The organism is Desulfitobacterium sp. THU1, from assembly GCF_038181555.1.
Taxonomy (GTDB): Bacteria; Bacillota; Desulfitobacteriia; order Desulfitobacteriales; family Desulfitobacteriaceae; genus Desulfitobacterium.
On record NZ_JBBWUA010000001.1, the window covers coordinates 356,178 to 369,156 of the forward strand.

The window sequence follows — 12,979 nt, forward strand, 5'->3', positions numbered from 1 at the left end:
GGATAAAGAAATGTTTAAAGTAGGAAGAATGCTGGCGGCATCCGCCCTGGCATTGATTATTGGGATATCTGCGCCGGCTCAGGCTTGGGCAAGTCCCATAGAAGATGTGCGCTCTTTATTAGAGAATCAATATGTGGAGCCTGTTGACGCTCAAGTGCTTAACGCACCCACTGTTGATGAGATGCTGAAGCGGTTAGAGGACCCTCATACGGTCTTTTTCACCCATGCGCAATACGAGGATTTTATCAATTCCATGGACATGAGTTTTTCGGGGATTGGAGTGTATATTGAGCTAGTGCCGCGAGGCTTGCGTATAGTTTCGGTGATTGAAGGCTCACCGGCGCAGGATGTGAAGCTCCAGGCAGAGGATGTAATTATTGAGGCAGCCGGGCAGAGCCTAGCTGGTCTTCCTCAGGAGGTGGCCACGGGGCTTCTCAAGGGGCCCTCGGGCAGCAGTGTGGATATTGTGGTGCTACGGGGAGAGGAGCGCCTAAATATCAAGGTTCAACGGCGGGAGATTGAGGTGCCCACCGTCGCTGGTGAGATGCTTAATGAAGATATTGGCTATGTAGCAATTCAGTCCTTTGGCGCGACCACTGAGGAGACTTTTGCAAAGGTCGTCAAGGGATTAGAAGCCCAAGGGGCTGATGCTTGGATTATGGATTTGCGGAATAACCCGGGAGGGTATCTAGAATCAGCCTTAGGTTTGGCGGGCTTTTTTGTCGGTGATCAAATAGCCCTTCAGACCAAGGATAGCTCCCAAGAATTCACTTCTTATAAGGGTGAAAAGCAGGACTTTATCTTTACCGAGCCTGTGCTTTTTTTAACCAATGGGAATAGTGCCAGTGCCTCAGAGATCTTAACTGCGGTGGTCAAGGATTATCAGAAGGCCGCAGTGGTGGGTGAGACAACCTACGGCAAAGGTTCAGTGCAGAGTTTATATGAGCTCAGTAACGGTGATGTACTAAAGATCACCGTGGCTAAGTTCTATTCTCCCCTTGGCAAGGAGATCAACGGGATAGGAATTGGTCCCGATGTGGAGATTCTAAAGAATGATCCGGTGCTGCTGGCCGAGCTGATGCTAGATAAATATACTCGCGAGGATGGCAAGAGTGAATTAAATCCAGATATTGTGCAATTTGCTTCCGGTGGGAAGGATTGGGAGATACCCCTTGAGCAAGCGAGAACTTCGGAATACTGGTCTACTTATCGGGAATTTATCCAAGGTAATAATCCTCCCGGCGGACTAACCTGGCGGAGTGGATCAAACTGGAAGGAGTTTTCTGTTACTGAACAAAGGGCAGTGTGGCCACTTTTTTACCCCGGCTATAAGGGGATGAGCGAATTAAGGGATATGCCCTTAGATAAAACCTTTACGGTTCGCTTCACGGCACCTATCAATTTTCAAAGTGTGACTGGAGAAACCATCGAGCTTGTGGAGAGTGAGAGCGGACAACGCATCCCAGTGAAGTTCGAGGCTAAGGACAATCGGACCGTTTTGGTTAGTCCTGTGGAGCCGATGGAGTCAGGAAAAACCTATTGGTTGATCACCCATCAAGGGATTGAAGATCAGGAGGGAACGACTCTGCACGAGGGGGTTCTCACCCTAGTTAAAACTAAGTAAGACAGTGAAGTAGGAGTGTTGATGATGGAAAAGTGTAAGGGGGATTCCGTTCTCTGCCACTCGAAAACAGTGACCCTGCCGCGTTTAAATCGACTGAGTCCCTCTTTAGAGAGCACGGCGTTAAAAATCATGGAAGAGTCGGGTGAGTTGGCCCAGGCCATTGGCAAATTTCGTGGGCTCAATGGTGAACTCCTAAGGGTCGAAGAGACAGAAGCTATGCATATGGTGGCTCAAGAGCTGATCGATGTGGCTCAAACGGCAGTGACCATGATGTTTGTCTTAGAAGAACAGTACGGAATTGATATTGAAGAAATTCTCGAGGAGCATGTCAAGAAGCTAAAGCAGAAAGGGTATTGCGATTAAGAAGTGTTGACTGAGTCACAAAAAGCCAAGATCTGACCTTTAAGAGGTCAGTTTTTTGGCTTTTTGTGACTTTTTTACCAAAAAATTAGGTTTGGTGTTATAAAAATCATCCATCTTGGGAAAGACTAGAAATAATTTATGAACTCAAGAGGTGATTTTGTTTGCCACTCCGACGAAGCCGAAAAACCACGGCAATTTTCCTGGGCTGGCTACTCGCGACATTGTTTTTGTGTCAGGGTATGGTTTACCCAGTCAATGGAGAATTAGGTATGATTACGTTCGAAATAGTTGACATTCAAGTACCGGATCCAGATAAGAATGCGGTTAAGGACGAAGTTGAGAAAGATCATGTCATTGAGAATTCTCAAGAAGTCAGCAATGGTCAGGCTAGTAACACTCAGATCAGTAATCCACAGACCAGTAATACACAGAAAAGTAATGTGAATACACAAAAAGTTAACGATCAAAGCATGGATACTAATAGTACTGCCTTGCCGGCTTATGAGCTAGATTTAAAGGGCGGGGCTCAGCTAGTAACCATCCAGATGGGAGAGACTCTCTCAGAAGTTGCCCATAAGTACCGCACATCAACGGCAGATCTGGTAAAACTGAATAAGATTATTGAGCCGAATTATGTTCAGGCTGGTCAAAAACTATGGGTTCCTGCCTCAGGTAAGATTATCTACTCGGCAACAGCAGATCCTACTCGAGGAATGCCGACTGTGACTCAAGAAGAACTTGACTTGCTGGCTCGCGTAATCCATGCGGAGGCGCGGGGCGAAGATTTCGAAGGACAAGTTGCGGTAGGGGCTGTGGTACTCAATCGGGTTGAAGATCATCGTTTTCCGGACACAATTCATGATGTGGTCTATCAACCGGGTGCTTTTACTGCCGTCATCGATAAGCAGATTCATCTTACCCCGAACCAAAGTGCTTATCGGGCAGCAGAAGCTGCCTTAATGGGCGAGGACCCAACCCAAGGAGCAATTTACTATTATAACCCAAGAACGGCGACTGACCGCTGGATTAAGACCCGCCCGGTGGTGAGAACCATTGGGAATCATGCCTTTGGCATTTAATTATTTGAATTTATCTGATGGAGAGCCTGTTTTGCTTAAGCAAGACAGGTTTTTCTCTTATATGTAGGAACACAAAACAGTTCAGATCTTCATATTCTATGGAGAGAAGTTTGTCGTCGGGAGGGAGAAATGTGAGATTTACCTTGAATCAAGGTAACGGGTCCTTTAGACAGATGGATCCACGAACACCGCGCCGGGTGGACACCTATCAGGGGATGCCTGGGAGTGGGATGCCGCCCGGACAAAGTCAAGGATGGGGCCCGACCGGAAATACACCGATGTTCACAGGCGGGGGATATACCTACGGATCAGCAAATGCTCCGGGAGGGGTTAACCCTGCAGGAATGCCGGCAGGATTTCCGCAGGTCGGAGGTCCACCATCGGGAATGCCCGGTTATGGTTATATGGGTCAACCCCCTATGAACGGGCCCGGGATATCGCCTGGGGGATCTATTCGCAACAATCTGGGCTCAGAATTAAAGAAACGGGGCTTTTTTCAAAAGGATGGGCAAATTAACAACTCTCGGGGTGGCTTCTTTGGTGCCAAGCCGCATAAGCAGGGAGCACCTCAAGGAGGGGTAACTATGGGGGCCGGACCTTTTTCGTTCTTGGGTAGTGGGGGCGAACCCGGGGCCCCCGGAATGCAGCCCCGGCAATTGTTTCTCGAGGCGGCACAGCAGGGAATCAATGCCAATGGTATTGCCTCTATCTCTAACGATAATGTATTTTCCTGTATAGCCAACTTACCGTCGCCAACCACCCTGACTGGACGCGGTCCCGGAACTTATGCAGCCTATCTTGTGGATAATAAAGGCCAAACTGGTTTCTTGGCCGGTATCTTGAGGCCCGTGGGGAATGGTGTATATCAAGCTCAGTTTCGCAGTCAGGTTCCCTTAGCCCACTATAGTCGGGTCGTCATCTCCTTGGAAAATCCTCAGCAATTGGGTCATGTACCCCAGGGGCCGATTATCTTACAAGTGAAACAAGCCCCGGGTCCCATTCGCTTTCTTTCCCCCATTAAAAAGGCAGGGGGGTCTGTGTGGAGTAAGGTTTCCGGACTGGTACAGAGACGCTTCGCCTCCCCGGCTAGTGTCGAAGGAGTGATACCAGAAGGAGTAGCCGTTGCCCCCGGGGCGGAACTACCTTCGGGTACTCTAGAACCCGTGGTGGAAGGGAGTGCCACCGCCGTCAGCGCTCCTGGAGAAATTGTGCCGTAATAGGCGTCGGGAAGAAGTTGTACCGTGATCGGAAAGTAAGTAGATTGATTCAGAAGTCTCGCTATTTGGCGAGACTTTAACTTTTATAAAATTCTATTACAACAAGAACAGGATCATCAGGATAATAAGTAAAAATCCTAAGACACTTAGGGTAACAGCAATGCCTAGGGTGCGCAGGGTAGTTGAATTAAGAATCGGATTAGCAGTGAAGACAATGAGAAAAAAGAGGGTAATGGCAATGAAGCCGGCCCCAGCAGGTGGTGAGGTGAAGACAAAGGCTGAATTGTTCGCTGGCCTATTCATAGAGTTACCTCCTTAGACACTGAGGGGCGGCTGTGCCAGCAGAGCCATTCACGTTGGCCTGCTCAAGGAGAAATTGAGCGATTAGAGTAATCACGGCAATGATAAGATTGCCCGGCACTCCGGGTATAGAAAATAAGGGGACATTGAAGGAGGAATCAGGTGATCCGTCAAAACCATCGAAGGGGCCGCTCACCAAGAGGGAAACACTTAAATGATCAGGAAAAAGAGGCTCATCCCCATTCAAGGCTCCCTGCGGGACGGGTCGGCACGGACTTGGGTTAACACTAGTGCTTTGGCCTTGGGAATAATTTTGGATAAGGTCGGCCAGTTGGGCTAGGGTCAGGGTCACGGGATAGTTCTCCCGAGGAAAGTTTTGGGGAGATGCTAGTTCATGTGTGAAGCGCTTAGCTAAAAAGGCTGTAAAGATATCTAAGGTGGCTACGACGAGGCTGGCATAGGGTAGTTTTACCTTAGCTAAGGGCAGTATGGCGGCAGTAACCGGGGCGAAAGGGATATTTCGCCGAATGGGACTGGAAATAAGCAATGAAAAGGAAAGGGGAGTGACAGGCGGGGTGGCGATGGATTCAGTTGCTGTTGCCAAATCACTCACATCCTCTCTACATAAACCAGGTGTTGAGGATGAGAAATCCTCCGATGGCGAGCACGATGAGAAAGGCCAGAAGGGTAACGGGATGGGTTATCTCATTTTTGAATTGAGGGCCGCAATAATTATTCGGTGGCATAAATGATCACCCTGATTAATTATCAATTATCGTTTAGGCCGGGGATTTTTAGGCCTGGGGGCAGTTTTAAACCTGGGGGAAGCTTCAAGTCCTTGGGAATTTCTAAGGTCTTCGTTTGCTTGCCTCCCCCCACACTGTCGAGCACTTTTTGGGCCATATTTTTGATTTCATCAGGCAAGGGAAGCTGATCAACACTAGGCATACCATGAATGGTGGTAGTTATGGTGAGATTAACCATGGCCATGACCCGTTCAAAGCTCTGTTGGGCTTGGAAATAGGTGCGAATCAGTGGGTATTTGTTCATAAGACGAACCTTAAGGTCGATAAGAGCCAGAGCTTCCTTCTCAGGTATGACCTTACTGATCATTTGGGTGGTGACGATCTGTCGTTCTTTCTCTTGATACTGGAGAAAGGCTTCATTGGCCTCCGAGTCAGCTTTGATGGCCGCTTCAGCAGCTAGCACAGCTTGTACTTCGTGGGTTTGGGATAGAGCTTCCCCGAGCTCTCTGGCCTTGTCAATGTAGCTCATTAATAGGGCACCTCCTTCGCTTCCTTACACTAAAGTATGCTTAGTAGGTGCTGATGGTGATGAGGAGATTTTGATGGTCTTCTGTAGCAGAAATTCTCATAAGTTGGAGGGATTGGGGAGAGATTCGTAGAATATTTATTCATTGACGTTTTGGTTAAGGGGGATGACAGATTTATGCGAACTTATCGAATTGAGATACGCTTGATTCAGCTTTCAGTATTTATTAGTATGCTTGTCGTGATTGCAGGCTTTTTGGGCCTATGGGATAATCAGGTTGGCAAGCAAGCTGTCACTACCCCTCAACAAGAAGATACAACCCCTCCGCCTGTTGAGAATACAAAGATTGTGGCTCTGGGGGATTCCTTTACCTTTGGTTATCCTGGCGATTTAAAAAAAGCTTGGCCCGCAGTTCTAGGGGAAACCTTACAGGTGGATGTGGTGAATAAGGGTAAGACCTTTCAGAATGCTAAAGATCTCTATTCCCGATTTGAAACGGATGTGCTCAATGAGAAGCCTGGCCGGGTGATTATCTTTTCCGGGAATGGGGATGCTCTTCAGGATATTTCCTTAGAGATCTATCAGGAATATATTCAGGCTATGGTTGATAAGGCGGAAAGTAATCATATTACTCCGATTCTGGCCTTGCCTTTGCCATATCCGGGGGTACAATCTCTGATTAAGGAATATCGGGAGTGGGAAAAAAGCTATGCCAAGGAGAAAGAAATCCTTGTTTTGGATTTTGCTTCTGTTTTGATGGATACTGATAATAAATATTTAGAGGGTTTATCCGAGGATGCTAAGTATCCCACGGATACCGGTTATAAACTCATGGGGGATTATGCAGCTCGTGTACTGCGTTAAAGTTGGTATGCTGTGCTCGTTCACTGGTTCAATGGTTGATCAGAAAAAGGCTTCCTACAGATTCTGGAGTGTAGTTCCGGAGCTGCGGGAAGCTTTTTATTATTCTTTATTAATGTAGAAGGCTGATGAGGGCGAAGAGGATATAACCGGTGACCCCGCCCAGCAAAGCGTAATGAGGGTGACGTTCGCGGGAAAGGGGCCAGAGTTCCGCGACAACTAAGAAGGACATGGCGCCGCCGGCTAAAGCGAGGAAAAAGGACAGGGAGTTTTGCACCCTATCCATAGCGAAAAGACCGATCAAAGCCCCAAGGGGCGTAAAGAAGGCGATGCCGAAATTTAAAAGGAGTATTTTCCACCCTTTTAGTTTAGCCATTTTTAGTGGCGCAGTTGTGGCCATCCCCTCCGGTAGATTGTGCAGGGTAATGGCTAGGGCGATGAGGAGGCCAAGCTCCCCAGTGGCTTCTTGTCCGACGGAAATAGCCATACCCTCTGGAAGGTCGTGGAGGGCAATCCCCGCCGCGACTAATAAACCGATTCGCTTCAGCCTTTGCTGGCGAGAGAGCGGTAAGGAGGGGGAAGAAGAATTAAGTTGACGGTCGGCTAGCTTCATAAAGATGATGCCAAGGGCAAAACCGAATATGACCTGTCTTAAGGGACCGATTTGCCAAGCGGTAGGTAACAGATCTAAGGAGACTACAGCAAGCATGACCCCACCTGACCCGGCTAGAAGCGTGGCAAGTACGCGTTCTTGGGGTCGCCCGAAGATCAATACCAGAACACTTCCTAAAGTTGTCGCAAGTCCTGCAACGGTGCTTACCCAAAGGATGGGGAGCCAATCCTGCATTATGGATTCCTCCTAAGAAGAGTAAAAAACTAATACTTTTTGATAGGTATGTAGAAAAGGTTACGGATAGAAGTTGACCACCTTTTTTCCTAGGTTGCAAACTGGGACCTGTCACATCTTTTTATTTTTTATCAGGCATATGTCTAAATCTTGTACCTCTTTGGACATAATGGAGCTAGATGGATGTTCTGAGAGAAGAGAGGGTTTTAGTGTGAAGAGTGCTCAAGGTGCTGATTATTCAAAGATAGCAGGGACGATACTGGTTCTGATCCTAACGGTTCTTTTTCAAATCGAAGTTTTTCATTCCTCATTTGCTTATGCTCGTTCTGTAGAGCAGGCCAAGGACATGATCGAACTAACTCAGGCAGCAGAGAATTGGCGAGAGCTTATTCGTTTTCATGTAGTGGCGAATTCCGATTCTAATGAGGACCAAGCACTCAAGCGTGCGGTCAGAGATGCGATTCTTAAAGAAGTCTCCCCCAAGCTTGCTCGGTCCAAGACCTTAGCGGAGTCGCGGCAAATCCTGACAGGCTTGCGCCCGGAGATGGAAGAGATTAGTCGAGATGTCATCAAGGCCTGGCAAAAAGGGTATGAGGTAAAAACAGAGTATGGAGATTTTATATTTCCCACCAAGTCTTATGGCTCACTCATTCTACCGGCGGGAGAGTATGAGGCGGTACGTGTAGTGATTGGTGAGGGAAAGGGATCAAACTGGTGGTGTGTGCTTTTTCCGCCTCTTTGCTTTGTCGATATCGAGCATTCAACAGCCCAACCCGTCGACGGTAAAATAGGAATCCCTTATGACGAAAGCAATACCCTTTCTGATACTATTGCCGTGAGCGAGCAAGCAAAGCCTGAAGTTCGTTTTTGGGTGGTAGAGAAGCTTAGGGATATAAAAGATAAAAAATAAAAGACAAAAGACAAAAGACAAAAGACAAAAGACAAAAGATAGAAGATAGAAGTTAGAAGATAAGTAATAAGTAATAAATGATTAAAAAATGATTAGTGATTAATGATAATTAGAAGAGCCCCGTCCTTACAAAATACAATAGAAGGATATCGCTGTAAGGGTGGGGCTCTATTCTATATAATTTTGCTTTAAACCAACCTGGAAATTCCTGCTAAAGGCCAAGGATTTCCTTTAATTTACGGGATTGGGTACGGCTGACGGGGACTTCGCTGCGCTCTTGGTCGTCGACCACGACGGAGTAGGTGCCATTAAAATAAGGAACGAGCTCGCGCATGCGTTTGATATTGACCAGGTAACAGCGATGAGTACGGAAAAACAGATTGGGATTAAGGCGCGCTTCCAAATCTCTGAGGGTAAACCGAGTAAGATATGATTCTTTCTGGGTTTTGGCAAAAACATTGTCTTTATCAGTGTAGATATAGATAATCTCTTCCGGTCGCAAAAGGATGGTTTTGCCGCGCTGTTCCACAGGAATGACTTCCAAGGCACGGGTACCGTTTTCCGTCGAAGGTCTTGGTGGCTGAGCTTGGGTATTTGCGGTGGGCTCACCCGGTTCAGGTGAGGACGAGGGCTCGGTGGTTGGCACAGCTGCCGAACCGTTTAAGGCTCCATGAAGAACAAACAGTTTTTTAATGGCTTGGTCCAGTCGCTTCGTATTGATGGGCTTAAGCAAATAGTCTAAGGCATTGACACAAAATGCATCAACAGCAAATTCTTCATGGGCCGTGATGAAAATAATCGCCGGAGCATCTTTTTTGTCCTTGAGTTGGCGTGCGAGATCTATTCCTTTGAGACCGGGCATATCGATATCCAGAAAAACCACGGAGTAGTCCAGATTATTGATGAGCTCCAAAGCCTCAATAGCGTTGGCAGCTTCACCGATAATCTGAAGATCCGGATAGTCTTGGAGTAGATAGCGTAGCTCTTTGCGAGCGGGAGACTCATCGTCAACTAATAAAGCACGTAATTTCAAGAGTTCCACTCCTTTCTGCGGGGGAAAAGCAAAAATTAACCACTTTTCATACTATTCTGATAATAACTGGAGATTCCTGCTTTTCGAGAGAAATTAATTCCAAGAATTTGCTGGTAGACCTGTACTATTTTTCTGGACAAAGCATAGCATTAAGTAGAGGAATGGGAAGTTGGATGGGAGGAATGAGAATGAGAAAATGCTTTCTCTACTTAGGAGTGCTTTTAATTGTATCCGTCCTGCTTGGAGGGTGTGGAACATTGCAGACATTGGTAAAAGAGGATAGTGAGAAATCTCTTTTGGCTGATTGGATCGGGGGCAACAGTGAAGAGGCAACAATTCCGGCCACAAGCAACCTCGGGGATGGCAAGATGATCAGTCTTTATTTCCCAGATGCCACAGGGAAGGTGCTCATCAAGGAGGAGCGGAGTATTCCCAAAACCTTGAGCCTGGCTCGTGAAACTGTAAATCAGTGGTTGATGGGACCTGCAGTCCAAGGGTCAACCCAAGGGGCAGTGGATCCCGCCACAAGCTTAGTGGATATTGCCATTAAAGATGGAGTGGCGATTGTGGATCTGAGTCGAGAGTTTACCCAAGTCTACGGGAATGTAGACCAAGAAGTCGCTGTCTATGGTCTAGTCAATACCCTGACTCAATTTCCAACGGTCCGCGAAGTTACTTTTAGGATCGAAGGAAAAGCCTTAACCCGTCTGGGAAGCCTCGATGTGACCCGCTTATCTTACCGAGAGGGTTTAGTGCTAGGTGGAGGAGCGGTCAAAGAGGGTAGTAGCAACATAGTCTCCCCTATATCGCCCCAAAACACCAACCCAGCGGATTCGCCAAGTTCAATTAATATTTTCTCAGCTCCAGCAACCACAAGTTAGAGAAAGTGAAGGTGTCCCACTATATAAAACTGTGTTTCATTATTTGGGCAAAAAAAGAACAGCTGGGCAGTTGCGTTTTGAATATTATAATACAGAATGATGAATTCGGGTAGTATAATTTTCAAAATATTTTCAAAAGCCTATGCTCCAATGAGTAGTGAGCTTATACAATCCAGGCCTTCTGAACGCCTGGATTGTTTTGCTGTAACCGCGTTATTCTCCGCGTAGGCTGAAAAAAGTTAGCCTGCGGGCATGTTCATTTGAGAAAAAGTGTGCTAAAATGATAAAAATAATAGAGTGAAAATTGGCAATATTTATCCATTATAAGGGGGTTGGGGAATGAAAGTCAATAAAGAGTTAAGTAGAGAATTAGAAGAGGATATCCGTCGCTCAAATACTGTGATCTCGCGCAGAGGACAAGCTCTCCTTGCTGAAATGGGAATTTCAAACCCTCAGTTCAATACTTTATTGGCCTTGTATGAGTTTGGTCCGCTGACTATGGGCGATTTAGGAAAACATCTTTTTACTGCTTGTAGCACGGCCACAGATTTAGCCGATCGCTTAGAACGGTTTGGATTTGTGGAGAGGAAGCGTGATGCTAGGGATCGTCGGATTGTTCGGATGCATCTGCTTGCTAAGGGAAGGAAGATTGTTGAGATCATCATGAATGAGCGCTATCGCTTTTTAGAAGAAGTATTGACCGAATATACCTCTGAAGAACATCAAGCCATGTTGGAAAGTCTGAAACGATTGATAGAACGAGTCGAACGCATGGATAAAGCAAATCCGGTCGAGGTGGAGAATATTAAAATATAAGATCTGTAAATAAATATTTTCAAGTATGCCATAAAGGTTTATAATGATGAAGTGTCGAATAATTCGAGACATCACGAGGAGATAGGATTTGCGTCGACAGAAAATAGCTTCACTTACGGAGGACAGATTATCGACATGACAAGCTGTAAGATCGGTGAATACATAGGATGGATTGAGCAGAAGAACCCTTTAACTTTCAGTCATTGCAGTAAAGCAGCTGAGTATGCAGTGCTTCTCGGCAAAGGTGTAGCGTTATCCACCAATGAATTGGCGATTTTAAATATTGCAGCACCCTTGCATGATTTGGGGAAGATTAGAGTGCCAGATGAGATTTTGACTAAGCCTGCTTCCTTAACAGCTGAGGAATTTAAGGTGATAAAGCGACACGCTCTTTGGGGAGCTGAGATAATCTTAGATCGAGCTGGTGGCAATCTTGACTGGCTCTACGTAGCTGAGATTATTCTTAACCATCATGAACGTTTCGATGGGCATGGATATCCGGCTGGGATCAACGGCAGGGAGATTCCTTTCCTTTCTCAGATTATTTCTGTGGCTGATGCCTACGATGCGATGATATCGGATCGACCCTACCGTAGTGCCATGTCAAAGGAACAAGCTTTAAGCATCTTTGTGACTGAGCGCGGTAAGCAGTTCCACCCCGAATTGGTTGAAGAATTTATTCGACTCATTGCTTAAAATAAAATAATTAAAGAACAACGAACGGGGTTTTACACCGCGTTCTTTTGTTTATACGCATCAGGGAGTATAATTTGTATCGTCCGATAATATAACGCAACTAGGTAAGGGAGGCGTTTTTGATATGAAACAACACGTGATTGGGATGTTTGATTCGGGTGTGGGCGGATTGACGGTTATGAAGGAGATATTAGCTCAGCTTCCGGAGCTTCAAATTATTTATTTTGGCGATACGGCACGTGTTCCTTATGGGAATCGGAGTCGGGAAGAGTTGATCAGTTTTGGCGAAGAGATTATTTCTTTTTTAATAGCTCAGGGTGCCGAGGCGGTTGTGATTGCTTGTAATACCAGCTCAGCTAATGCGCTTCCTGTTTTGAAGGAGCAATTTAACCTGCCTTTAATCGGAACTATCGAACCAGGAGCGAGAGCTGCAGTTCGAGCAACAGAAAACGGAAAGATCGGACTGATCGCTACCGAGGCGACGGTCCGTAGTAAAGCCTATAATTCAGCGGTGAAACGAGTTTTAACTAAGGGAGTTTTTCCAAAAAAGGATGAACTGCGTGAGGCATGGCAGATGGAGGAGACTGTGATTGAAGTGGTTCGAGCACAGGCTTGCCCGTTGTTTGTCCCTTTGGTGGAGGCGGGTCTCGCTCACTCACCAGAGGCCAGAGGAATTGCTCGTACATATTTGGCTCCTATCCAAGAGGTTGGGGCGGATACTCTCATCCTAGGCTGCACCCATTATCCGTATTTGGCTCCGGTAATCCGAGAAATAATGGGGGATAGGATCACTTTAGTGGATCCTGCCCAGGCCATGGTTGAGGAATTGAAAGAGGTACTTCAACAGTTAGAATCTAATGATGGAAATGATGAGGAGTGTTTTGATGGGCATCGGTTCTTTGTCAGCGGGGATCCGGCCTTGTTTGAGCAGGTGGGTAATACTTTGCTGCCAGGACTGATTCATGATGTGAAGCAAGTAAGCTGGCATGTTTAATTCTTAATTGCTTGGTATTTCTTTGCATTCGTTTTAAGATAATAAGATAGAGCTACAAAGGCTTTGAGTTTTGTATATACGTATCA

General features: G+C 46.4%; 16 protein-coding genes. 10 read left to right on the plus strand and 6 right to left on the minus strand.

Annotated features, from left to right (window positions below; all coding sequences use genetic code 11):
• Positions 1-10: 10 nt before the first annotated feature.
• The 4 genes from AAC978_RS01620 to AAC978_RS01635 all read left to right on the plus strand — a co-directional run bounded on the left by AAC978_RS01620 (position 11) and on the right by AAC978_RS01635 (position 4,283).
• Positions 11-1,624 (plus strand): S41 family peptidase, encoded by a 1,614-nt coding sequence (locus AAC978_RS01620; protein ID WP_341546212.1) that lies wholly within the window; start codon positions 11-13, stop codon positions 1,622-1,624.
• A 21-nt stretch (positions 1,625-1,645) separates the two neighbouring features.
• Positions 1,646-1,987, plus strand: a complete 342-nt coding sequence (locus tag AAC978_RS01625; protein ID WP_445900268.1) for a MazG nucleotide pyrophosphohydrolase domain-containing protein — start codon at positions 1,646-1,648, stop codon at positions 1,985-1,987.
• A gap of 161 nt (positions 1,988-2,148) precedes the next feature.
• Positions 2,149-3,066 carry a cell wall hydrolase gene (locus tag AAC978_RS01630; RefSeq protein ID WP_341546214.1) on the plus strand — a complete coding sequence of 306 codons (918 nt, stop codon included), beginning with the start codon at positions 2,149-2,151 and terminating at the stop codon, positions 3,064-3,066.
• A gap of 131 nt (positions 3,067-3,197) precedes the next feature.
• Positions 3,198-4,283 (plus strand): hypothetical protein, encoded by a 1,086-nt coding sequence (locus AAC978_RS01635; RefSeq protein ID WP_341546215.1) that lies wholly within the window; start codon positions 3,198-3,200, stop codon positions 4,281-4,283.
• A 96-nt stretch (positions 4,284-4,379) separates the two neighbouring features.
• Here the strand turns inward: AAC978_RS01635 and AAC978_RS01640 are convergent, their stop codons facing one another.
• The 4 genes from AAC978_RS01640 to AAC978_RS01655 are packed head-to-tail and all read right to left on the minus strand — an operon-like array spanning position 4,380 to position 5,858.
• Positions 4,380-4,586 carry a hypothetical protein gene (locus AAC978_RS01640; protein ID WP_341546216.1) on the minus strand — a complete coding sequence of 69 codons (207 nt, stop codon included), beginning with the start codon at positions 4,584-4,586 and terminating at the stop codon, positions 4,380-4,382.
• A 4-nt stretch (positions 4,587-4,590) separates the two neighbouring features.
• Complete coding sequence (locus AAC978_RS01645) at positions 4,591-5,187, minus strand: hypothetical protein (RefSeq protein WP_341546217.1); 597 nt, start codon at positions 5,185-5,187, stop codon at positions 4,591-4,593.
• 16 nt (positions 5,188-5,203) lie between these two features.
• On the minus strand, positions 5,204-5,329 hold the full coding sequence (locus tag AAC978_RS01650) for a hypothetical protein (protein ID WP_341546218.1): 126 nt from the start codon (positions 5,327-5,329) through the stop codon (positions 5,204-5,206).
• 22 nt (positions 5,330-5,351) lie between these two features.
• Entirely contained in the window at positions 5,352-5,858 is a 507-nt protein-coding gene (locus tag AAC978_RS01655) for a YlbF family regulator (RefSeq protein ID WP_341546219.1), read from the minus strand.
• Positions 5,859-6,032: 174 nt separating this feature from the next.
• On the opposite strand from AAC978_RS01655, the gene AAC978_RS01660 reads away from it, so the two are divergent.
• The gene (locus AAC978_RS01660; RefSeq protein ID WP_341546220.1) at positions 6,033-6,719 is read left to right on the plus strand and encodes a GDSL-type esterase/lipase family protein; all 687 of its coding nucleotides are present in this window, start codon (positions 6,033-6,035) and stop codon (positions 6,717-6,719) included.
• 109 nt (positions 6,720-6,828) lie between these two features.
• On the opposite strand, the gene AAC978_RS01665 is transcribed toward AAC978_RS01660, so the two are convergent.
• Positions 6,829-7,563, minus strand: a complete 735-nt coding sequence (locus AAC978_RS01665) for a ZIP family metal transporter (protein ID WP_341546221.1) — start codon at positions 7,561-7,563, stop codon at positions 6,829-6,831.
• Between the two features lie 211 nt (positions 7,564-7,774).
• On the opposite strand from AAC978_RS01665, the gene spoIIR reads away from it, so the two are divergent.
• The gene (gene spoIIR / locus AAC978_RS01670; protein WP_341546222.1) at positions 7,775-8,473 is read left to right on the plus strand and encodes a stage II sporulation protein R; all 699 of its coding nucleotides are present in this window, start codon (positions 7,775-7,777) and stop codon (positions 8,471-8,473) included.
• A gap of 211 nt (positions 8,474-8,684) precedes the next feature.
• Here spoIIR and AAC978_RS01675 read toward each other — a convergent pair whose 3' ends face one another.
• Positions 8,685-9,506, minus strand: a complete 822-nt coding sequence (locus AAC978_RS01675) for a LytR/AlgR family response regulator transcription factor (RefSeq protein ID WP_341546223.1) — start codon at positions 9,504-9,506, stop codon at positions 8,685-8,687.
• Positions 9,507-9,694: 188 nt separating this feature from the next.
• Between AAC978_RS01675 and AAC978_RS01680 the strand changes: the two genes are divergently transcribed.
• The 4 genes from AAC978_RS01680 (at position 9,695) to murI (ending at position 12,893) form a co-directional block, all read left to right on the plus strand.
• Positions 9,695-10,387, plus strand: coding sequence for a GerMN domain-containing protein (locus tag AAC978_RS01680; protein ID WP_341546224.1), 693 nt, complete (start codon positions 9,695-9,697; stop codon positions 10,385-10,387).
• Between the two features lie 339 nt (positions 10,388-10,726).
• Positions 10,727-11,203 (plus strand): MarR family winged helix-turn-helix transcriptional regulator, encoded by a 477-nt coding sequence (locus tag AAC978_RS01685; RefSeq protein WP_341546225.1) that lies wholly within the window; start codon positions 10,727-10,729, stop codon positions 11,201-11,203.
• 135 nt (positions 11,204-11,338) lie between these two features.
• Entirely contained in the window at positions 11,339-11,899 is a 561-nt protein-coding gene (locus tag AAC978_RS01690) for an HD-GYP domain-containing protein (protein ID WP_341546226.1), read from the plus strand.
• 124 nt (positions 11,900-12,023) lie between these two features.
• Entirely contained in the window at positions 12,024-12,893 is an 870-nt protein-coding gene (murI, locus tag AAC978_RS01695; RefSeq protein WP_341546227.1) for a glutamate racemase, read from the plus strand.
• Positions 12,894-12,979: the final 86 nt, after the last annotated feature.